The sequence below is a fragment of the Kitasatospora herbaricolor genome (assembly GCF_030813695.1).
In the GTDB taxonomy this organism is placed as follows: domain Bacteria; phylum Actinomycetota; class Actinomycetes; order Streptomycetales; family Streptomycetaceae; genus Kitasatospora; species Kitasatospora herbaricolor.
Genome location: NZ_JAUSVA010000002.1, coordinates 9,049,666 through 9,070,125, shown reverse-complemented (window position 1 = coordinate 9,070,125; position 20,460 = coordinate 9,049,666). Strand labels below are relative to the sequence as shown.

General features: G+C 74.2%; 19 protein-coding genes. 15 read left to right on the top strand and 4 right to left on the bottom strand.

Going from position 1 to position 20,460, the window contains the following annotated elements; translation table 11 throughout:
• Positions 1-53 precede the first annotated feature (53 nt).
• Positions 54-965 carry a LysR family transcriptional regulator gene (locus tag J2S46_RS39005; RefSeq protein ID WP_191291001.1) on the bottom strand — a complete coding sequence of 304 codons (912 nt, stop codon included), beginning with the start codon at positions 963-965 and terminating at the stop codon, positions 54-56.
• Positions 966-1,202: 237 nt separating this feature from the next.
• Here J2S46_RS39005 and J2S46_RS39000 point away from each other — a divergent pair, with 237 nt between their 5' ends.
• Complete coding sequence (locus tag J2S46_RS39000; RefSeq protein ID WP_191291002.1) at positions 1,203-1,898, top strand: type 1 glutamine amidotransferase domain-containing protein; 696 nt, start codon at positions 1,203-1,205, stop codon at positions 1,896-1,898.
• A gap of 76 nt (positions 1,899-1,974) precedes the next feature.
• On the opposite strand, the gene J2S46_RS38995 is transcribed toward J2S46_RS39000, so the two are convergent.
• Positions 1,975-2,583, bottom strand: a complete 609-nt coding sequence (locus J2S46_RS38995) for a GNAT family N-acetyltransferase (protein WP_229912862.1) — start codon at positions 2,581-2,583, stop codon at positions 1,975-1,977.
• Between the two features lie 158 nt (positions 2,584-2,741).
• The gene (locus tag J2S46_RS38990) at positions 2,742-3,746 is read right to left on the bottom strand and encodes an aldo/keto reductase family protein (protein WP_191291003.1); all 1,005 of its coding nucleotides are present in this window, start codon (positions 3,744-3,746) and stop codon (positions 2,742-2,744) included.
• Positions 3,747-4,040: 294 nt separating this feature from the next.
• On the opposite strand from J2S46_RS38990, the gene J2S46_RS38985 reads away from it, so the two are divergent.
• Complete coding sequence (locus tag J2S46_RS38985; RefSeq protein ID WP_191291004.1) at positions 4,041-4,397, top strand: hypothetical protein; 357 nt, start codon at positions 4,041-4,043, stop codon at positions 4,395-4,397.
• On the opposite strand, the gene J2S46_RS38980 is transcribed toward J2S46_RS38985, so the two are convergent.
• On the bottom strand, positions 4,369-5,646 hold the full coding sequence (locus J2S46_RS38980; protein WP_191291005.1) for an MFS transporter: 1,278 nt from the start codon (positions 5,644-5,646) through the stop codon (positions 4,369-4,371). The two genes, J2S46_RS38985 and J2S46_RS38980, sit on opposite strands and share 29 nt — an antisense overlap.
• A 73-nt stretch (positions 5,647-5,719) precedes the next feature.
• Here J2S46_RS38980 and J2S46_RS38975 point away from each other — a divergent pair, with 73 nt between their 5' ends.
• From J2S46_RS38975 to J2S46_RS38915, 13 genes are all read left to right on the top strand, one after another.
• Positions 5,720-6,478, top strand: a complete 759-nt coding sequence (locus tag J2S46_RS38975) for a DeoR/GlpR family DNA-binding transcription regulator (protein ID WP_191291006.1) — start codon at positions 5,720-5,722, stop codon at positions 6,476-6,478.
• A 402-nt stretch (positions 6,479-6,880) separates the two neighbouring features.
• Entirely contained in the window at positions 6,881-7,177 is a 297-nt protein-coding gene (locus tag J2S46_RS38970) for a DUF4193 domain-containing protein (protein ID WP_073925504.1), read from the top strand.
• Between the two features lie 358 nt (positions 7,178-7,535).
• Positions 7,536-8,126 carry an MFS transporter gene (locus J2S46_RS38965; protein WP_191291007.1) on the top strand — a complete coding sequence of 197 codons (591 nt, stop codon included), beginning with the start codon at positions 7,536-7,538 and terminating at the stop codon, positions 8,124-8,126.
• Complete coding sequence (locus J2S46_RS38960) at positions 8,123-8,728, top strand: copper resistance CopC family protein (protein ID WP_191291008.1); 606 nt, start codon at positions 8,123-8,125, stop codon at positions 8,726-8,728. The genes J2S46_RS38965 and J2S46_RS38960 overlap by 4 nt, the downstream gene beginning before the upstream one ends.
• A gap of 356 nt (positions 8,729-9,084) precedes the next feature.
• Complete coding sequence (locus J2S46_RS38955; RefSeq protein WP_307352652.1) at positions 9,085-10,770, top strand: amino acid adenylation domain-containing protein; 1,686 nt, start codon at positions 9,085-9,087, stop codon at positions 10,768-10,770.
• Positions 10,767-11,048, top strand: coding sequence for a phosphopantetheine-binding protein (locus J2S46_RS38950; RefSeq protein ID WP_191291010.1), 282 nt, complete (start codon positions 10,767-10,769; stop codon positions 11,046-11,048). Before J2S46_RS38955 ends, J2S46_RS38950 begins: the two co-directional genes overlap by 4 nt.
• Positions 11,045-12,415, top strand: a complete 1,371-nt coding sequence (locus J2S46_RS38945) for a flavin monoamine oxidase family protein (protein ID WP_229912863.1) — start codon at positions 11,045-11,047, stop codon at positions 12,413-12,415. The genes J2S46_RS38950 and J2S46_RS38945 overlap by 4 nt, the downstream gene beginning before the upstream one ends.
• Positions 12,416-12,713: 298 nt before the next feature.
• Complete coding sequence (locus J2S46_RS38940) at positions 12,714-14,420, top strand: class I adenylate-forming enzyme family protein (RefSeq protein ID WP_191291011.1); 1,707 nt, start codon at positions 12,714-12,716, stop codon at positions 14,418-14,420.
• 8 nt (positions 14,421-14,428) lie between these two features.
• A complete protein-coding gene (locus J2S46_RS38935; protein ID WP_191291012.1) occupies positions 14,429-15,826 on the top strand; it encodes a KamA family radical SAM protein in 1,398 nt (465 codons plus the stop codon).
• 127 nt (positions 15,827-15,953) lie between these two features.
• Positions 15,954-17,024: an ATP-grasp domain-containing protein gene (locus J2S46_RS38930; RefSeq protein ID WP_191291013.1), complete on the top strand. Its 1,071-nt coding sequence runs from the start codon at positions 15,954-15,956 to the stop codon at positions 17,022-17,024.
• Positions 17,021-18,271, top strand: a complete 1,251-nt coding sequence (locus J2S46_RS38925; RefSeq protein WP_191291014.1) for an AMP-binding protein — start codon at positions 17,021-17,023, stop codon at positions 18,269-18,271. The genes J2S46_RS38930 and J2S46_RS38925 overlap by 4 nt, the downstream gene beginning before the upstream one ends.
• Positions 18,268-19,581 carry an MFS transporter gene (locus J2S46_RS38920; RefSeq protein ID WP_191291015.1) on the top strand — a complete coding sequence of 438 codons (1,314 nt, stop codon included), beginning with the start codon at positions 18,268-18,270 and terminating at the stop codon, positions 19,579-19,581. The genes J2S46_RS38925 and J2S46_RS38920 overlap by 4 nt, the downstream gene beginning before the upstream one ends.
• A complete protein-coding gene (locus J2S46_RS38915) occupies positions 19,578-20,453 on the top strand; it encodes an SDR family NAD(P)-dependent oxidoreductase (RefSeq protein ID WP_191291016.1) in 876 nt (291 codons plus the stop codon). Before J2S46_RS38920 ends, J2S46_RS38915 begins: the two co-directional genes overlap by 4 nt.
• Positions 20,454-20,460 lie beyond the last annotated feature (7 nt).

The following is a 20,460-nucleotide window of genomic DNA, read 5'->3' as shown; positions in this document are numbered from 1 at the left end:
GGACGGGGACGGATCGTCGCAGGCCGCCCCGGCTGCCGCGGCGCCGGCGGGCCTCACCAGGTCCTCGCCACGGCCAGCAGCCGCTCGCGGACCAGCTCCACCTGCGGATTGTCCGAGCCGGCGGGCCGGCGGACCAGGTACGCGGTGTTGATCGGCGGGTCCTCGGGCTCGTGCAGCAGGACCAGCTCGCCGGAGGCGAGCCGGTCCCGGCAGAGGTAGCCCGGCAGAACGCTCCAGCCGGCGCCGGCGGTGAGCGCCGCCAGGACGGCGCGCAGGTCGGGGACGGTCACCGCGGCCCGGGCGCCGAGACGGCGGTCGAAGACGTGCCGCCAGTAGCGGCGGGCTATCGGCAGGTCCTCGGCGTAGCTGACCAGCGGCACCTCGTCCAGCGCCCCGGGCAGGTCCCGGCCGGCCAGCCGCCGGGCCCAGAGCGGCGCGGCGACCAGGACGAACTCCTCGTCGGCGAGCGGCACGGCGCTGAGCGTGCGGCCGCGGGGACGCCGGGTGGCGACGACCAGGTCGTGCCGGCCGGCCCGCAGCTCCTCCAGGAGCGGATCGGTCAGCCCGGTGACCACCCGCAGCCGCAGGCCCTCGGCGACCAGCGGCGCGAGCGCCGGGAGGAGGCAGGTGCCGAGGAACTCGGCCGGCCCGGCCAGGTGGACCGGCTCCGCGGTGATCGGCTCCCCCTCGCCGCGGGCGAGGGCCGCCAGTTCGTCCAGCGGGGCGCGGAGCCGGGCGGCGTACTCGTCCGCGAAGGCCAGTGGCGTCACGCCCCGGGCGCCGCGTTCGAAGAGCCGGCGGCCCAGCCGCTGCTCCAGGGTGCGGATCTGGGCCGTCACCGTGGACTGCGACAGCCCGAGCCGGTGGGACGCCGCGGTGAACGAGCCGGAGCGGTGGACCGCCAGGAAGGTGCGCAGCAGGTTCAGGTCCAGGGGGCCGGCCCCGGTGGCGTCCCGATCGCTCATGGGCGGGAGTCTACGGGCCGCCGGGGGCCCTGCGGACCGGGCGCGCGCCCGGCCGGGGGGGGTTCGCGCCGGCGCGCGGAACATTCCCGGACGAGGCATCGGTCTTCCGATGCCCGGCATCGGTGCGCCCATTGGTCGCCGATGCCGGGCGGGGCTACGTTCGAGGCGATGAGCGATCCGGCGTCCCGGCCACGGGACGCCGGCGCCCGGCCCACCACCCCACGGAGTGAAACCACCATGGCTAAGATCCTTTTCGTGCTGACCGGTGCCGACCACTGGACGCTGGCGGACGGCACCGAGCACCCCTCCGGCTTCTGGGCCGAGGAGGCCGTCACCCCCTACCAGGCGTTCAAGGCCGCCGGCCACGAGGTCGTCTTCGCCACGCCCGGCGGCGTGGTCCCGACCGTCGACAAGGGCAGCCTGGCGCCGGAGTTCAACGGCGGCGAGGAGGGCGCGCGGGCGGTGACGGAGGCCCTGGCCGGCATCACCGGGCTCCAGCACCCGCTCAAGCTGCAGGACGTGGCACTGGAGGACTACGACGCCGTGTTCTACCCGGGCGGGCACGGCCCGATGGAGGACCTCGCGGTCGACGCCGACTCCGGCCGGCTGCTCACCCTGGCGCTGAGGTCCGGCAAGCCGCTCGGTGTGGTCTGCCACGGCCCGGCCGCGCTGCTGGCGGCCCGGGACGACGACGGCGTCTCGCCGTTCGCCGGGTACCGCCTGACCGGCTTCACCAACGCCGAGGAGACCCAGGCCGGGCTCGCCGACCGGGCGAAGTGGCTGCTGCAGGACCGGCTGGTGGCGCTCGGCGCCGACTTCCAGGAGGGCGAGGCCTGGGCCCCGTTCGTGGTCACCGACCGCAACCTGGTGACCGGCCAGAACCCGGCCTCCTCGGCCCCGCTGGCGGCGGAGCTGCTGAAGCGGCTGGGCTGACCGGCCCTCCGGAGCCCCGCGTGCCCGTCGTCGGGCGCGCGGGGCTCCGGCCGTTCGGCGGCGGGCCGACGACCCGTCAACGCGCCGGGCGCCACATGGTCGTCACGACATGGCCGGAGGGCACGGTGATCCGGTCCCGGGGGACGAAACCGGCCCGCTGGTACCGGGCGTCGTTCGCCGGGTTGGACGACTCCAGGTAGGCGGGTGAGCCCAGGGCGTCGATCCGGGCCAGGCTCTCCGCCAGCAGGCCCGTCCCCAGGCCCTTGCCGCGGTGGTCGTCGTGGGTGCCCAGCAGGGTGAGGTAGTGGTGCGGCTCGTCGGGCCGGGCCGCGTCGAGCTGCTCGAAGATCCGCAGGATCTCGTCGGCACCCTGCCGGCCCACGCCGTCCAGCAGCAGGCGCTCCAGGGTGTCCTCCTCCTCGTGGGTCAGCTCGAAGCCGCCCGGCGGGATCCACACGGCCGCGGACTCCACCCGCTCGATGACGAGCGTCCACGGGTAGCGCAGGGCGGAGACCAGGTAGAGCCGCCACATCGCCCCCGCCAGCTCCGCCCGCCGGTCGGGGTCGGGGAAGACCGGCCCCCAGAGCGGGTCCTGGAAGAACGCGGTCGTCATGGTGGCGACGAGCGCGTCGATGTCCGCGGGCCCGGCGACCCGCACGGGCGAGGGCAGAGGTTCGGTGGTCACCCGTCCACCCTAGTCGCGGCTCTGACCTGCCGGTTCACCGACACGGGTGCTCCCGGCACGGGACGGGTCGACCCCGCTCCCCCGGCCCGGTGCGGCCCGGTGCCGTCCGGTGCGCCCCGGTGCGGCCGGGCGGGTCGGCGGCCCGCCCGGCCGGACGGTCAGGGCCGGCTCTTGGGGGCGTTCTCGGCGGTCCGCGCCGGGTCGGTCTCGGCGACCGGGGCGAGGATCTCGTCGATCGCCTTCAGCAGGCCCTCGTCCAGGGTCACCCCCGCCGCCTTCACGTTCTCCGCCACCTGCTCGGGCCGGGAGGCACCGATGATCGCGGCCGAGACGTTCCGGTTCTGCAGGACCCAGGCGACGGCCAGCTGGGCCAGGCTCAGCCCGGCCTGCTCGGCGAGCGGGCGCAGCAACTGGACGCTCTCCAGCACGTCCGGGCGCAGCCAGCGGGAGACGAAGTTGGCGCCGCCCTTGGAGTCCGTGGCGCGCGAGCCGGCGGGCGGCTCGGCGCCCGGCAGGTACTTGCCGGTGAGCACGCCCTGGGCGATCGGGGACCAGACGATCTGACCGATCCCGAGCTCCTCGCAGGTCGGCACCACCTCGGCCTCGATCACCCGCCACAGCGCGCTGTACTGCGGCTGGCTGGAGATGAAGGGCACCCGCAGCTCGCGGGCCAGCGCGTGGCCGGCCCGGATCTGCTCGGCCGTCCACTCGGAGACGCCGATGTACAGGGCCTTCCCGGAGCGGACCACGTCGGCGAAGGCCTCCATGGTCTCCTCCAGCGGGGTGCTGGTGTCGAAGCGGTGGGCCTGGTACACGTCGACGTAGTCGGTCTGCAGGCGGCGCAGCGAGCCCTCGATCGACTCCATGACGTGCTTGCGGCCCAGACCCCGGTCGTTGCGGCCCGGGCCGGTCGGCCAGTAGACCTTGGTGAGGATCTCCAGGCCCTCGCGGCGCTCGCCCTTCAGCGCCCGGCCGAGGACGGCCTCGGCACGGGTCTCGGCGTAGACGTCGGCGGTGTCGAAGGTGGTGATCCCCGCATCGAGGGCGGCGCGGATGCAGGCGGCGGCCGCGTCCTCCTCGACCTGGGAGCCGTGGGTGAGCCAGTTGCCGTAGGCGATCTCACTGATGATCAGACCGCTGCGGCCGAGGTGGCGGAACTCCATGAGGTACATCCCTTTCGGTACGGGTGTCGGGTCCGATCATGCCTGCCGGGCGCCGCCGACGGGAACCGCAAATCCCGCGTCGGACGCCGAGACCGGCGCACGGGCCCGGACCGGCCGGGTGGCGCCCTTGAACCGGACACCGTGATGGTGGCACCGTCGGACGGGGCGACGCCGGTCCGACGGCCGAACCGGTCGTACCGCCATGGCCGGCGCCGCTTTGATCTACCGTGGATCCACCCGCAAGTGACGCACCGCCAGAAGCCGGCCCGCCCCTCTGCCTAAGGACGACCGATCGTGCCCCTGCCCGCCGCCCCCGCCAGCCCCTGCCCGGTCCACGGCGTCCCCGACAACTGCGCCGACCTGATGCGGCAGCTCGCGAAGGCCCAGCAGGCGAGCCCGGTGCAGCCGCGTACGGTCGTGGTCCAGGAGTCCTCGTCGGTGCCCCTGGTGGACGCCCGGACGCTGCAGGCGCGGGCCGCCAACCGTGACTCGCTGCGCAACGCCCTCTGGCTCGGGATCGCCGTGATAGCCGTCATCGGCGGCCTCACGGTGGTGAAGCTGCTCGGCTGGGTCAACGGTTCGATCCCCGCACCGCACCCGTCGCCGGCCGCGACGGTGACCGTCACCGCGGCTCCGGGACCGAGCCGGTAGCAGGCCGGGCGGCACCCTCGGCGGCCTCCCCCGGCGCCGGCCGGCCGGCGCCCCGCCGTGGCGGGGCAGGGGCCGCCGCGGGGCGCAGCACGGTGGCGGCGCAGGCCGCCGTCACGCAGAGGGCCACCGGCAGGAAGAACGCCAGGTTCAGCGGCATGACCCGGGTGAGCGGCCCGATCACGGCGGGCCCGGCGAGCATGCCGAGGTAGCCCAGGCCGGCGACCCGGGAGACGTTGGCGCCGGCGTGGTCGCGGTCGGCGTGCCCGGCCGCGCTGAAGAGCTGCGGGATGCCGCCGGACAGGCCCAGCCCGAAGAGCGTCCAGCCGGCCAGCGCGAGCGGGACGGAGCCGGCCAGGGCCGCCGTGGTCAGGCCGACGGCGGCGACCGCGGAGCCGTACCGGACGACGGCGACCGGGCCGAAGCGCCCGGCCACCCGGTCGCCGGCCAGGCGTCCGAGCGTCATGGCGGTGGAGAAGGCGCCGTAGGCGAAGGCGGCGGTGGCGGCCGGTGCGCCGAGCACGTCGCGCACGGCGAGCACGCTCCAGTCGTTGGCGACGCCCTCGCTGAGCATCAGCATGAGGGCGAGGACGGCGAGCGCCCAGATCCGCGCGGGTGTCCGGTGCCGGGCTCCGGCGGCCGGGTGCCCGGGGCCGTCGTCCGCCGCGTCCCGGGTCGGAGCGGGCTCGGGCGGCAGCAGGGCGGGGGTGGCCAGCGCGGCCGCGGCGAGGCCGAGCAGGCTGACGCCGGCGAGGGTCGCGGCCGGGCTCCAGCCCCAGCTGAGGGTGCGGGCGCCGACCAGTGCGGCGAGCACGCCGCCGACCGAGTACACGGCGTGGAAGGCGGACATGACGGGCCGCCGGTAGCCGTGCTCGACCTGCACGGCGTGGGTGTTCATGCTGACGTCCAGGCAGCCGATGCCGAAGCCGAACACCAGCAGCGCGCCGCCGAGGGCGAGCGGGCCGGTGGCCAGGCCGGGCAGCACCAGCCCGGCGCTGCACAGGGCGGCAGTGACCGGGACGACCGTACGGGCCCCGAAGCGGTCGGTGAGCGGGCCGGTCGCCCGCATGCCGGCGAAGGCCCCGCCGCCCAGCAGCAGCAGGAGCCAGCCGAGCACGGCGTGGCTGACGCCGGCCCGGGCCTCCACCGCGGGGATGTGCACCACCCAGATGCCCATGAGGAAGCCGTTGAGGGCGAAGAAGCCGAAGGTGGACAGCCTGGCGGCGCGTAGCGATCTTGTCGTGCTGCTCATGCCGCCGAACATAACAAACATTCTTCATGTTCGTAAGATGGACTATCGATCAGCGATTGTGTTCAATAGGACCATGGCAAGCACAGACCGACTGCGACAGATCACCGAGGCCGTCCGCGAGGCCGGACAGCTGAGCGTCGCCGAACTCGCCGCCCTCACCGGCGCCTCCGAGATGACCGTGCGCCGCGACCTGGAGAGCCTGGCCGCGCAAGGGGTCCTGGAGCGGTACCGGGGCGGGGCCAGGAACCTGCTGCTGCGCGGGGAGGAGCCCCCCTTCACCTTGCGGGCGGAGGAGGGGACGGAGGCCAAGCGCCGGATCGCCGCGGAGGTCGCCGGCCTGATCGCCGACGGCGAGTCGGTCGTCCTCGACAGCGGCACCACCTGCCTGGAGGTGGCCCGCGCCCTGACGCACCGGCGCCTCACCGTCGTCCCCCTCTCCCTGCACGCCGCCAACGCGCTGACCGGGGCCCCGCAGCTGAGGCTGCTGCTGCCGGGCGGCGAGCCGCGCCCGGGCGAGCTGGCGCTGACCGGCCCGCTCACCGAGGCCTCGCTGGCCGCGCTGCGGTTCGACACCGCCGTGATCGGCTGCTGCGGGCTCACCGCGGCCGACGGGCTGACCGCCTTCGACCTCTCCGACGCCGCGATCAAGCGGGCCGCGATCGCCTCCTCCCGCCGTGTCATCGCCGTCGCGGACGCGGCCAAGTTCTCCCGGACGGCGCTCGCGTTCGTCGCGCCGGTCACCGCCCTGGACGTCGTGGTCACCGGCCGGGACGTCCCCGAGGACGAGGCCGAGGCGCTGGCCGCCGCGGGCGTCGGCGTGCGGAAGGTCTGACGGGCGCGGTCGTGCGCGGCGGGGCCCTGCCAGGCGGGGGCCTGCCGGGCGGGGCCCTGCCGGGCGGCGGGCGCCACCGGCGGTGCCGGCGGGCGGGTGAGGGGGCGGGACGGGGCCGCGGGATTCCCGCACCGCCGCGGAATGTCCTGGGCATCGCGAGCGTTCACCTCGACCGTCGGCGCATGCATGAAACGCGACCGCCGTCGGCGCCCCCGCCCCCTCCCCGTGGAGGGGTGCCAGCACTGATGCACATGACCGCGCTCCGGCAGGCACCGGGGCGTCTCGTGGTCGTGCCCGTGCGTCGATGTAACGTTCGGTGTTCACCGGAACACCTGTGGGCCGCGGAGGGCCGGCATTTCGCACGCGCCGGACTCCGCCAGCACGACGAGATAAGGATTAGATGTGGCAACCGACTACGACGCTCCGCGCAAGGGCGAGGACGATGAGTCGCAGGACAGCATCGAGGAGCTGAAGGCCCGGCGCACCGAAAAGTCGACCTCCAGCGTCGACGTGGACGAGTTCGAGGCCGCCGAGGGGCTCGAACTGCCCGGCGCCGACCTTTCCGGCGAGGAGCTCACCGTCCGCGTGCAGCCGAAGCTGGCGGACGAGTTCACCTGTTCGAGCTGCTTCCTGGTCCAGCACCGGAGCAGGCTCGCGCGCGAGAAGAACGGCCAGCCGATCTGCCTCGACTGCGACTGACCGGACGGCCGCGCACGCCGCCGTCCACGGACGCGCGGCCACCGCGGCTCCCAGGCCGGCCCGGGTGAGGCCGGCCTGCCCGACGCCAGCCGGCGGCCCGTCCCTGACCTTCCGGTCGCGGGCCGCCCGGCAGCCCTCGGAAGGGGCGTGAACCGGCGCATCCGAGCGTCCTCGCCCCGGCGCACCGGGGCGTACACCCGGCGCGCGGGTGGTGAAAGTGCGCCTCACGAGAGCAATCCAGAAGAAGTCCCCACCACCCGGTCTCGGGAGACTGGCCGAACTCGACGAAGCGCCCGCCCCGCAGGACGGGCCGGGCGCGCCCCGTCACACTTGGCAAATCACCCTGTCGGGAGCCCTCATGGCCACGCTCACGAAGCCGGTGGGGCAACGCCCCAGCGGCCTGCTCGACCGCTTGAACTCCACCAACCACCGCGCCGCACTGAACGCCTTCATGGTCGTCGTCCTCGCGCACTGGGCGGAGCACCTGGCGCAGGCCTACCAGATCTGGGCGATGGGCTGGCCCGTCAAGAAGGCCAAGGGGGTCCTGGGTCTCGCCTACCCGTGGCTGGTCACCTCCGAGTGGATGCACTACGGATACGCGCTGGTCATGATCGTCGCGCTGTTCCTGCTCCGCCGCGGCTTCACCGGGCGCAGCCGCACCTGGTGGACGATCGCCCTGGCCATCCAGTTCTGGCACCACATCGAGCACCTGCTGCTGCTCACCCAGGCGCAGACCGGCCACAACCTCTTCGGCAAGCCGGTACCGACCAGCGTGCTGCAGCTGGTGGCACCCCGGGTCGAGCTGCACCTGTTCTACAACACCGTCGTCTTCATCCCGATGGTGATCGCCATGTACCTGCACCTGCGGCCCAGCCCCGCCGAGGCGGAACTGATGACCTGCAGCTGCCGCGTCCCGCACACCCGGCCGCACGCCCTCACCCCCGCGTGACGGTGACCGAGGCCCGGCCCGCCACCACCGATCCGACCCCCGCGCGGGCCGGGTCCCCCCGGTCGTTCCAGCGGACGATGGCCGGTGCGCTGGCCGTCCTGGTGGTGCTGCTGGCCGCACTGGCCTGGGCCAGCTCCGCCGTCCCCGTCCGGCTGACCGGGGTGTCCCCGGGGGACGGCAGCGCCGTCGCGCAGGCGCCGTCCGAGGTGCAGCTGACCTTCTCCGGCCGGCTGGCCGCCGAGTCGGTGTTCGCGCAGGTGAGTTCCGCGGACGGCGGTTCGGTCACCCGGGGGCCGGCCCGGGTGGAAGGGCAGCGGCTGGTCGTGCCGGTCTCGGCCGGCGCCGAGGGGACGTACCTGGTCGTCTACCGGCTCGCCCTGGGCGGCGGCCGCGAGGTGTCGGGCCGAACCGGCTTCACCGTCGGGCCCGTTCCGCTGGTGGGAGCCAGTTCGGACCTCGCCGACGCCGCGGACGGGGCGGACACCCATGACCACGGGCACGCCGAAGGGCCCTGGAACGGCGCCCTGCTGGTGCTGGACGGCGTCCTGGTCGTCGGCGCCGTCCTGCTGATGGTCCGTCGGCCGCGCCGACGGACCGGCTGACCGCGCGACCGGCGACACCCGCACGGGGCGTCGTCGGCGCCGCCGAGGCCCGCCACCGCCCCTTCGGGGGGCGTGGCGGGCCTCGCGCGCGCCCGGGCCACCCGGCGGGGCACCCGGCGGGCCGACCCCCGCCCCGGGGGCTCTCGGCCCCTTCCGGCTCGGATCCGGACTCCAGCCGCCCCCGCGCGGGCCGGTGCGACCACGGGTTTGACGCCCGGCCGTCATGACCGGCGTGAATTTCCCGCCACGGTTCGGAGTCGACCGACCCGGATCTGGCTGGCCCGGCGACTGCGGAGCGTTCACAACCCGGCCACACATTCTCGCGACAACGGCCTCAACGACCATTGTGGCTACGCATGTTCGAAGGTAGAGTCCCGGTTCTCCGAGCACGGACGGGCGCTCGCGTGCATGACCTTGGGGCGGGCATGTCAACGATTCACGGTATCCATGAGGTCTCTTCCGACTTGATTGACGTGTTCACGGAAAGTGCAATTCGTCATCCGCACCGCCCGGCACTGCTCCACCACGGGCGCGTCCTGAGTTACCGCCGGCTCCACGAGCTGGCGAACACCCTGGCCGGCCGCCTGGGCGAGGAGCCCGGCGTGGTCGCCGTGGCGGCCACCCACACACCGGAAACGGTCGTCGGCCTGCTCGGAGTTCTCGCGGCGGGGGGCGTCTACTGTCCCGTCGATCCGGCATTCCCGTTCGAGCGCCAGCAGGCGATGACAACGGCGGCCGGCTGCCGCGCAATGCTCGCCGAGGAATCCGGCCCGGCCACCCGACTCGGCCTGGTTCCGGTCGAGTTAGGACCCTCGTCGGAACTCCCCGCGAACCCGCGGGAAATGGCGCCGACAAGCAATTCCCGGTCGCACCGGGCCGGCCCGCCGGCGGCGGACATCACGCGCTTACCGGCCCCCGGCCGCACCGGGACCGGCCCCGAGGATCCCGCCTACATCCTCTTCACCTCCGGCTCCACCGGGCGGCCGAAACCCGTGGTCACCCCACGGCGGGCGATCGCCGCCACCGTGCACTCGCTGCGCGGCCTCTTCGGCCTGACGCCCGAGGACCGCGTCCTGCAGTTCGCCTCGCTGAACTGGGACACCTGCTTCGAGGAGATCCTGCCGGCGCTCACCGCCGGAGCCGCCCTCGTCCTCGACGCCGAGGCGCACTCGGGATCCTTCCCCCGCTTCCTGCGCATGGTCGAGCGCGAGCGGATCACCGTACTGGACCTGCCCACCGCCTTCTGGCACGAGCTGGTGCTCCACCTGGCCGAGGAAGGGCTGGGACTGCCCGACTGTGTGCGGCTCCTGGTGATCGGCGGCGAAGCGGCGAGCCCGGCCCGGCTGGCCGACTGGAGCAAGCTGGACACCGGCCGGATCCGGCTGGTCAACACCTACGGCTGCACCGAGACCACCCTGATCACGCACGCCGTCGACCTGCACGGCCCCCGGGCCGCCTCCCCCCGCCGGGAGTGGGACGGGCGGACCAAGGCCCCGATCGGCCTCGCCCTCCCGCACGTGGTCGAACGGATCGGCGAGCGAGGCGAGTTGATCATCGGCGGGCCGGCCGTGGCGCTGGGCTACCTCGGACTGCCGGAGGCCACCGCCGACCGCTTCGCCCTCGTCGACGGGGAGCGCTGCTTCCGTACCGGCGACCGGGTGAGCAGCTCGCCGGACGGCGTCCTCACCCACGAGGGCCGGCTCGACGGCGAGATCAAGATCCGCGGCATCCGGGTCGACCCCGCCGAGGTCGAGGCGCACATCGCGGCCCACCCCTGGATCCAGGCGGTCGCCGTGGTGGCCGCGACCCTCGCCGGCCGGTCCGCCCTGATCGCCTACGTGGTGCCGCGCCCGCACGCCAGGGCCGAGGCCCTGGACACCGAAGTCCTGACGTACCTGCGGGGGCGGGTGCCCGGCCATCTCGTGCCCAGCCGGATCACCGTCGTCCCCGAACTGGTCCTCACCGCGAGCGGCAAGGTCGACCGCGCCGGATCGCACCGCCGCCACACGCCCCCTGAGCAGGTCAAAGGAGACCTTCGATGAGCGTTGACACCACCACCTCCGCCGCCTTTGACGGCGCACCCGACGGCCTCAGAACCGACGCCGACACCGAGGCCGTGGTGACGGTCTTCCGTCGCGTGCTGGAGAACCCGGCCGCCGGGGCGGACTCCGACTTCTTCCTGCTCGGCGGCGATTCGCTGATCGCCACCCGGGTGCTGAGCGCGATCGCCCGAGGCCACGGCGTGGAGCTGTCCTTCGAGGACTTCCTGCTCGCGCCCACCCCCCGGGGGCTCGCCGGAAAGATCGCGGCCGCCCGGTGAGCGCCCGGGACAGCGCCGCTCCCGGGCCGGCCGGCGGCAGACCCGTCGCCGGCGCCGTGGTGGTCGGGGCCGGACTCGCCGGGCTGACCGCCGCGAGCGGCCTGGCCGCCCACGGGATCGAGGTCACCGTACTGGAAGCGCGCGACCGGGTCGGCGGCCGCACCCACGGACTCCAGGTCGCCCCCGGGAGCTGGGCCGACGCCGGCGCCGCCTACCTGGGCGACCGCCACACCCGACTCCACGCCCTGATGTCCGAGTTGGGCCTGAAGAGCACCCCCACCACGATGCTGGGCGCCAGCCGGTTCGCGCTCGGCGCCGACCACGCCACCAGGGACGGCAGGTTCCCGCCGCTCAACGCCGTGGCCCTCGGCGACCTGTTCGAGCTGCTGGCCGACCTCACCGACGCCGTACGGCCCGACGCGCCGTGGCTGACCCCGGACGCCGAACGCCTGGACACCCTGACGGCGGCCGACTGGGCCGAGCAGCACCTGAGCCACCCGGACGCCCGGCTCTTCTTCCCGCTCTTCCTGGGCGAGATGATGGCGGCCGACCCGGCCGACGTCTCCGTCCTGCACATGGCGTTCTACCTGCGCTCGGGCGGCGGCCTGCGCTACCTGAACGCCTTCGCGGGCGGCGCCCAGCAGGACCGGGTCGCCGGCGGCGCCCACCAGATCTGCGAACGGCTGGCCGAGCGCCTCGGCGCCCGGGTGCGGCTCGGCGAGCCTGTCCGGGCCGTCCGGCAGGACGCCCACGGCGTCACCGTCCGCTCCGACCTCGGCGAGCACCGGGCCGACGTGGCGGTCCTGGCCCTGCCCCCGCTGCCGGCCGACGCCGTCGAGCAGCACCCCGCACCGCCGGTGCGCCGGACGAGCGGGCGGACCGCCCGCGGCTGCGCGGTCAAGGTTCACCTGGTGCACCCCGCGCCGCTCTGGCGCGACCACGGGCTGTCCGGGTGGTCGGTCAACGCCGAGGGCCCCCTGCTCTCCACCGTGGACGACTCCCCCGCCGAGGGCGGGGCCGGCGTCCTGACCGGATTCGTCACGGGGGCGGAGGCGCACCGCTTCGCGGCGCTCACCCCCGAGCGGCAGCGCGCGGCCGCGGTCGAGCAGGCCGCCAGGCTGTTCCCGATGCTGCCCGAGCCGGCCGGGTTCCATGTCACCGACTGGGTCAACGAGCAGTACAGCCAAGGCTGTTACGCGGCCCTGTTCGGGCCGGGCGACTGGCTCCGGCACGGCCCGACGCTGACCACACCGCACCAGCGGGTGCACTGGGCCGGCACCGAGACCAGCACCGAGTTCTTCGGCCTGATGGAGGGTGCGATCCGCTCCGGACACCGGGTGGTCGCGGAGATCCTCGGCCGGACCTAGCCCCGGCCCCGCGGCCCACCGAACGACCTTCCCCACCGAACTGCCTTCCACCCGAACCGACCGACCACGGACCCGACCGACCCCGGACGGGCTCCGGGCGTGGCGCGGTGATGCCCCCGCGCGACCCGAACGCGGGCCACCGCCCCCGCCCCCACCGGCCCAACCACCGCACCGCCGCACCGCTCGACCCTCACCACTGGACCACCAGTCCACCGTGGGCTGGTTCTGCCTCACCCAGTCAGCCCGACGCCGGTTCCACAAGAACCCGTGCCGGGCGCCGCATCCCCGGGAGACCGCCATGAGCGAACAGAGTTCCATCGCGCCCCTCGCCGCCAGACGGCAGCTGATGACCGAGGCGACCCTCGGTGCCGGCAATTTCCTGGACCACGCCATCGCGGTGAACCCCAACCGCGCCGTGCCGTTCGCCTACAGCCACCACACCGACCACCGCGGCGCCGTGGTGCTGCGAGGGCACAGCCTGCTCGACCTCGCCGCCCTGCGCGACCGCTACGCCACCTGGTACCGGGCGAACGGCGTGCGCCCCGGCGAGCCGGTCGGCGTGGTGGTCGGCGAGGGCCTGGAGCCCGTCCTGCACTTCCTCGCACTCACCGCGCTCGGCGCCGTGCCCGCCCTGGTCAACGACGCCATGCGGCACGACGTGATGGTGCGCTACCTCAACCACGTGGGCGTGGTCGGCATCGTCGCGGACGACCCCACCCGGCTCGCCTCGGCCTACCGCGAGGACCCGAGGCAGCGCCCGCGCTTCATCGCCATGGCGGCCGAGATCCAGGCCTTCGACGCCGGATCGGCGGCGCTGCCCGAGGACTACCCGTACCGGCACGCCGCGGACGACGTGGTCGGGCTGATCCACTCCTCCGGCACCACCGGCACGCCGAAGTCCACCATGCTGGCGCACCGGCAGTTCTGGGACGGCAAGCAGCCGCGGATGGAGCGCTTCCCGGCGGAGCCGTACGACCGGCTGATGTCGCTGATGCCGCACACCCACGCCGGCGGCCTCAGCTACTTCCTCACCGCCGCGCTGATCGGCCTGCCGACCGTGGTGATGTCGGACTGGCGGCGCTCGGTGGTCGAGCCGGTGATGGAGGCCTTCCTGCCCACCATGGTCGCCTCCTTCCCGCGGACCTTCGTCGAGCTGGCCACCGGCGAACTGCCGGCCAAGGGCGCGGCGAAGGTGCACTCCTGGTTCAACACCGGCGACAGCGCGCACTACGGGCACATCCGGCGCCTGGTCCAGCTCGGGGAGCGCCCGGCGGGTCTGATCAAGCCCTGGCTGCTCCCGCAGCAGCAGGCCGCCGAAGCCGCCCTGCCCGGCTCGCAGTTCATCGACGGCCTGGGCTCCTCGGAGATGGGCATGGCGCTGTTCGGCCAGGTGACCGCGCCCGAGAGCCCCCGGGACGACCGCTGCGTCGGCCGCCCCACCGAGGCGGTGGTCAGGGCCGCCGTGCTGGACGAGAACGGCGACGAAGTCCCGGACGGCACGGTCGGGATGCTCGCGGTGGTCAGCCCCTCGCTGACCCCGGGCTACTGGAACAACCCCCGGCTGACCGCCACCTTCGAACTGGCCGGCCACTGGCTCACCGGTGACGTGGCCCGGCGCGACGCCGAGGGCCGGTTCTACCACCTCGACCGCACGGTGGACGTGATCGACACCGTGAGCGGCCCGGTGTACAGCCTGCCGATCGAGGAGGTGCTGCTGGCCGACTGCGCCGAGCTGGTCCGGGACTGCTCGGTGGTCGGCGTGCCCGGTCCGCCCGGGGAGGGCCAACGGCCGATCGCCGTGGTGCAGTTGCAGGCCGACGCCGCTCAGCTCGCGGCCGAGGAGGTGCAGGAGGCCGCCAACAAGGCGCTGGCGGGGGCCGGTCTGACCCCGCTCGCCGCCGTCAGCATCGCCCGTGCGCCCGCGGACTTCCCGCTCGGGCCCACCGGCAAGGTGCTCAAGCGCGAACTGCGGACCCGCTTCGCCACCCTCTTCACCGGCCAGTAGCACCACCGATGGACCCTCACGTGATCCGGCAGCCGTACCAGTACGTGCGGACCCCGCTGGCCGAGCCGGACTGGCGCCGGCTGCCGGGGTGGCGCGACGTCACCACGGCGCAGTGGCGGGACGCCCAGTGGCAGCGGGCGCACTGCGTGCAGAACCTCCGGCAGCTCCGGGCCGTCGTCGGCGACCTGCTGACCGACCGGTTCTACCTGGAACTCACCGCCGACCAGGAGCAGTTCGCCACCATGTCGATGCTGCTGCCGCCGCAGATGCTCAACACCATGGCGCCCACCGCCCCGACCGAGCCCGGGGCGTTCACCGAGGCGTTCCTGGCCGACCCCGTCCGCCGCTACATGCTGCCCGTGCGCGCGGACCGGCACCCGCGGTGGCCGAGCCATCCCAAGGCGGAGCGCGACTCGCTGCACGAGGCCGAGATGTGGGTGGTGGAGGGGCTCACCCATCGCTACCCCACCAAGGTGCTGGCCGAGCTGGTCTCCACCTGCCCGCAGTACTGCGGGCACTGCACCCGGATGGACCTGGTGGGCAACTCCACCGCGCAGGTCACCAAGGCCCGGCTGGTGCTGCGGCCCCGCGACCGGCAGGAGCAGATGCTGGACTACCTGAAGCGCACGCCGACCGTGCGCGACGTGGTGGTCTCCGGCGGCGACCTGGCCAACGTGCCCTGGCCGCAACTGGAGTCGTTCCTGCTCCGGCTGCTGGAACTCGGCTCGGTGCGGGACATCCGGCTCGCCAGCAAGGCGGTGGTGGGCCTGCCGCAGCACTGGCTGCAGCCCCGGGTGGTCGAGGGACTGCGCCGGGTGGCCGCGGTCGCGGCCCGGCGCGCGGTCAACCTCGCCGTGCACACCCACGCCAACCACGCGCAGTCGGTGACGCCGCTGGTCGCCGAGGCGGCCCGGGCGCTGCTGGACGCCGGTGTCCGGGACGTCCGCAACCAGGGCGTGCTGATGCGCGGCGTCAACGCCACCCCGGGCGACCTGCTGGACCTCTGCTTCGCCCTCCAGGACGAGGCGAACATCCTGCCCTACTACTTCTACCTCTGCGACATGATCCCCAACGCCGAGCACTGGCGCACCTCCGTGCACGAGGCGCAGCTGCTGCAGGAGTCGATCATGGGCTACCTGCCCGGCCACGCCACCCCGCGGATCGTCTGCGACGTACCCCGGGTGGGCAAACGCTGGGTGCACCAGGCGGTCGCGTACGACCGCGAACGCGGCATCTCCTACTGGACCAAGAACTACCGCACCGCCCTCGACGTCCGGGAGGCGGGCGACGCCGGGCCGGACTCGCTGCTCGACCGCCGGCACCCGTACTACGACCCGGTGGACACCCTGCCCGAGGCCGGCCGGCGCTGGTGGTCCGGGCAAGGGTCCGACGGCCCGCGGTCCTGAGCCGGGCCGGCACCTGCCTCCCGCCCCGGCGCGAACCGCAGCCGCGCCCGCACCTCCACGCGCCTCCCCCGCACACACCCGCACGCACCCGCACGCACCCCGGTGACGCTTCTCCGTGAGGATCACGATGACCAAACCCCCGACGACGCGCGAGCCCGACGGCACGGCGCCCGCTCCCGACGGCCCGCTGCGCCGCATGTGCTGGATCTTCCCCGACCGGGAGTCCACCCGGGCCGCCGCCATGTGGCCGGAGTTCTTCTGGAACCTCTACGCCGAGGTCGCCGACAGCCTCGGCATGAGCTGGACCAGGCACGCACCGGACGCGGTGACCGTGGACGCCACCGTCACCGGCAGTCCCCAGGTCTACGTGGACGGCGAGCCGGTGTCCCCGCAGGACACCCTCTTCGTCACCGCGCTGTACTCGCTGCCCTACCAGTCGATGGACATCTTCAACCAGTACGCGCTCTACGCCGTGCTCGAACAGAGCGGCTTCTACCTGCCGTTCCCGCCGCAGGTGTCGCTGATCGGCAACGACAAACTGGCCACCCTGCTGCACCTGGGCGGCTCCCCGGTGCCGCCGATCCCCACCGTCCGGATCGGTACCGGCCGTGACGTCGACAAGAACCTCCACGAAGTGGCGCTCAGGAACGTGACCTACCCGGCCCTGGTCAAGCCGGCCGGGTGGTGCGGCGGCGGCGGGATCAACCTGGCCCGCGGCCCCGAGGACATCCGGGGCCTGGCCAGCCTGGCGCAGGGCGGCGACACCACCCTCGTGGTCCAGCCCTACCTCGGCGACGGCACCGTCGACTACCGGGTGTACGTGGTGGACGGCGAGCCGTACGCCGTGATGAAGCGGATCCCCGGGCCGGGCTCGCCGGTGGCCAACGCCAGCCGGGGCGGCGCCATGGAGTTCCCGCCCGTACCGGACGAGCTGGCCGCGGCCACCGCGTACTTCGCGGAGCGCCTGCCGATCCCTTTCTTCTGCATCGACTTCCTGCACGACGGCGAGCGGTTCTGGTTCTCCGAGCTGGAGCCGGACGGGGTGATCGCGCCCGACTTCGACGATCCGCACCGCACCCTCCAGCGGGACATCACCCGCGCCCGCTTCGCCGCCTACCGCACCGCCCACGCCAAGTGGCTGGCCAACGGCACCGGCACCCGCACGGCAGTGATCGCCCCGGGGACGGTGACGGCATGACCGGCGACTTCTCGCTCCCGCCGGCGGCGGCCGAGCCGCAGCTGCACGTCGCCCGCCGGTCGCTCGGCCTGCTGAAGTCCGTTCCCGGGCTGGCCGCGCGCTACCCCGCGGACCAGGAGGTCCGCACCCTGGACGAACTCGCCGCCCTGCCGCCGATGGCGAAGGACGACCTCAACACCGCCCTCGCGCACCTGGAGCCCCGGGCCGAGCACGGGGCCACCTGGCTGTTCCAGAGCGGCGGCAGCACCGGCGCGCCGAAGGTCGGCCACGCGCCGACCGGCTTCTACATGGCCGGCGTGCACGCGCACTGGCAGCCGCTGGACCGCGAGGACGTCTTCGTCAACGCCTGGGGCGCCGGCCGGATGTGGGGCGCGCACTTCCTGGCCGCCGCGCTGGCCGACCTGTCCGGCTGCCAGGTGATCGCGCTGGGCTCGGTCACCAGGGAGGAGTACGACGACTGGTTGGGCTTCTTCGCCGCCCGCGGCGTCACCGCGATCGGCGGGACGCCCAGCGTGCTGCAGACCTGGTTCGCGCACGCGCGGGCCGCCGGGCTGAAACTGCCGGCCCTGCGCAAGGTGATCTGGCTCGGCGAGGCCTGGCAGCCCCAGCTGGAGCGGGACATGGCCGAGGTCGCGCCGCAGGCCCGGCGCTGGGGGATGTTCGGCAGCACCGAGACCTGGGTGGTGGGCACCAACACCCCGGACTGCCCGGCGGACACCTTCCACACCCTCCCCCGGCAGCTGGTGCACGTCGGCCCGGACGACCTGCTGGACTTCACCACGCTCGACCCGGAGATGCTGAACCCCGTCCTGCGCTACCGGACCGGCGACGCGGGCCGGCTGGAGCCCTGCCCGTGCGGGCGGCCCGGCCGGGCGATGCGGGTGCTCGGCCGACGGGACAGCGTGGTGCAGGTCCGCGGCCTGGGCCTGGACGTGGACGAGATCGTCGGGCGGGTGGAGCGGGAGCCGGGGGTGTCCCGGGCACAGGTGGTGATCACCGAACGGAGCGGCCGGGCCGCCACGGTGGAGGTCCTGCTGCTGAGCGCGGCGCAATCCGCCCCGGGGTCCGCTCCGGACGGCGCCCCGGAGCCCGAACGGCTGCGCCGGGAACTGCTGTCGGCGACCTTCACCCTGAGCACGGCCTTCCAGCACGACCCGGAGTCCTTCCGGGTCCGCCTGGCGGACGAGTTGATCAGCAACGAGCGGACCGGCAAGACCTCCCGGCTCGTGGTCCGGGAGGAGTCATGAGGAAGCCCCGACGCCCGGTCTCCCTGGGAGGCGGGTTCAACCTCTTCTGGGCCGGACAGACCGTCAGCACGGTCGGCGACCGGGTCACCGTGTTCGTGGTGCCGACCCTGATGATCTTCGTCCTGCACGCGAGCGCGCTCCAGGTCGGCGCGGTCGCGATGGCCCAGTACCTGGGGATCCCGCTGCTCGGGCCGGTCGCCGGCGTGCTGGTCGACCGGTGGGACAAGCGCCGGACGATGCTCGTCTGCGACCTGGTGCGGCTGGTGGCGGTGGCGGTCATCCCCCTCGCCTACTGGCTGGACCGGCTCTCCACCCCGCTGCTCTTCGGCTGCGTGGCGGTGATCAGCGGCGCGACGATCTTCTTCAACGTCGGCTACCTGGTCGCCGTCCCCGCCGTCGTGCCCGAGCGGCACCTCGTCCGCGCCTACTCCCGGCTGGAGGGCAGCGGCTCGGTCTCCGAGGTCGCCGGCCCCTCGATCGCGGCAGGCCTCTACAGCGCCCTCGGCGTGGCCGCCCTGCTCGTGGACGCGGCCAGCTACCTGGTCTCGGCCGTCTGCTTCCGAGCGATGCGCCCCTGGGGCGAGAAGACCGTGGCGACCGGGTCCGTCCTGGAACGGCTGACGGCCGGCTTCCGGCTGAACTGGGCCGACCCGGTGCTGCGCCGGGTGGTGATCGCCGCCGTGACCCTCAACTGCGGCGGCCCGGTCTTCGTCACCGTCCTGCCCGTCCTCGCCTACCGCGGGCTCGGCCTGTCCGTCGGCGCCTTCGGCGCGGCCATGTCGGTGGCGGCGGTGGGCGCACTGGCCGGCGCCGTGGTGGCCCCGCGGATCAGCGAACGCCTGGGCACCGGGCGGACGCTGGCCTGGGCACTGCTGCTGCACTGCCTGGTCGGGCTGGGCGTGCTCGCCGCGCCCGCGCTGCCCGCCGCGCCGGTGATCGCCGTGACGATGGGCTGCTACGGCTTCTTCATGTCCTGCATCAACGTCTGCAGCGCGCCCACCCGGCAGTCCCGGATGTCCGCGCAGAACCAGGGCGTGATGCACGCGGCGTTCCGCACCGTCACCTGGGGCGTGATCCCGCTCGCCGCCCTGGCCGGCGGCGTGGCCGTCACCCTGCTGACCGGCCCGCTGGGGATCCTCGACGCGACCCGCGCCGTGATGGCCGGCGGCACCCTGCTGGCGGCCTGCTCGTTCCTGGCCGCCGTCCGGATCCAGCCGCTGCTGGACGCGGCGGCCCGTGACAAGGCGTCGGCCACCGGCCCCGGTCCGGCCGCCGGTACGGAGTCGGCGCTGGCCGACAGCGCGTCATGACGGCGGACCACGGGGTCGTGCTGATCACCGGGACCTCCTCGGGCATCGGGCTGGCCACCGCGGTCGCCGCCGCCCGGGCCGGGTTCAGGGCGGTGGCGACCATGCGGGACCCCGGCCGGGACGCGGCGCTGCGCGCGGCGGCCCAACGGGCCGGGGTCACGCTGGACGTCCGCCGCCTGGACGTCACCGACGCCGACTCGGTCGCCGCCTGCGTGGAGGAGGTCGGGCGCGCCTACGGGCGGCTGGACGCGGTGGTCAACAACGCGGGCGTGTCCAACTTCGACCCCACCCTGGAGATGTCGACGACGGCCGCGCTGCGGGCCAACCTGGAGGTGAACTTCTTCGGCGTGGTCGAGGTGAGCCGGGCCGCGATGCCGCTGCTGCGGGCCGCCCGGGGGCGGCTGGTGACCATCGGCAGCGTGCACGGGATCGTCGGCCAGCCGTTCAACGAGGCCTACTGCGCGGCCAAGTTCGCCGTCGAGGGGTTCATGGAGAGCCTGGCCCCGGTCGCCGGGGCGCACGGGGTGCGGGTCTCCGTCGTGGTGCCGGGCTTCGTGCCGGACACCTCGTTCGGGGTCTTCCCCGACATCGACCGGCGGACCATCCAGGCCGCGTCCGGCCCCTACGCCCCCACCTTCGCCGACTACCTCGACTGGGTCGGCGGCCAGGGCTGGGAGGGCGCCGGGCAGCCGGCCCGGGAGGTCGCCGACGTCGTCGTGGACACCCTGCGCGCCGACCGGCCGGCCTTCCGGGTGCCGGCCGGCGCCTGGGCCGCCGCGTACCTGGACCAGAAGATCACCGACCGGGACGGCAGCGCCGTGCAACGGCTCGCCCGCACCTGGATCGGCCAACCGGATTCCCCCGAAAGGTAGGAGAGGC

Coding starts and splice junctions, on each gene's coding strand:
- J2S46_RS38925 (WP_191291014.1), top strand. CDS start 17,021: ATGACCGGCGACTTCTCGCTCCCGCCGGCGGCGGCCGAGCCGCAGCTG.
- J2S46_RS38950 (WP_191291010.1), top strand. CDS start 10,767: ATGAGCGTTGACACCACCACCTCCGCCGCCTTTGACGGCGCACCCGAC.
- J2S46_RS38965 (WP_191291007.1), top strand. CDS start 7,536: ATGGCCACGCTCACGAAGCCGGTGGGGCAACGCCCCAGCGGCCTGCTC.
- J2S46_RS38920 (WP_191291015.1), top strand. CDS start 18,268: ATGAGGAAGCCCCGACGCCCGGTCTCCCTGGGAGGCGGGTTCAACCTC.
- J2S46_RS38980 (WP_191291005.1), bottom strand. CDS start 5,646: ATGAGCAGCACGACAAGATCGCTACGCGCCGCCAGGCTGTCCACCTTC.
- J2S46_RS38940 (WP_191291011.1), top strand. CDS start 12,714: ATGAGCGAACAGAGTTCCATCGCGCCCCTCGCCGCCAGACGGCAGCTG.
- J2S46_RS39000 (WP_191291002.1), top strand. CDS start 1,203: ATGGCTAAGATCCTTTTCGTGCTGACCGGTGCCGACCACTGGACGCTG.
- J2S46_RS38990 (WP_191291003.1), bottom strand. CDS start 3,746: ATGGAGTTCCGCCACCTCGGCCGCAGCGGTCTGATCATCAGTGAGATC.
- J2S46_RS38930 (WP_191291013.1), top strand. CDS start 15,954: ATGACCAAACCCCCGACGACGCGCGAGCCCGACGGCACGGCGCCCGCT.
- J2S46_RS38955 (WP_307352652.1), top strand. CDS start 9,085: ATGTTCGAAGGTAGAGTCCCGGTTCTCCGAGCACGGACGGGCGCTCGC.
- J2S46_RS38915 (WP_191291016.1), top strand. CDS start 19,578: ATGACGGCGGACCACGGGGTCGTGCTGATCACCGGGACCTCCTCGGGC.
- J2S46_RS38935 (WP_191291012.1), top strand. CDS start 14,429: ATGGACCCTCACGTGATCCGGCAGCCGTACCAGTACGTGCGGACCCCG.
- J2S46_RS39005 (WP_191291001.1), bottom strand. CDS start 965: ATGAGCGATCGGGACGCCACCGGGGCCGGCCCCCTGGACCTGAACCTG.
- J2S46_RS38975 (WP_191291006.1), top strand. CDS start 5,720: ATGGCAAGCACAGACCGACTGCGACAGATCACCGAGGCCGTCCGCGAG.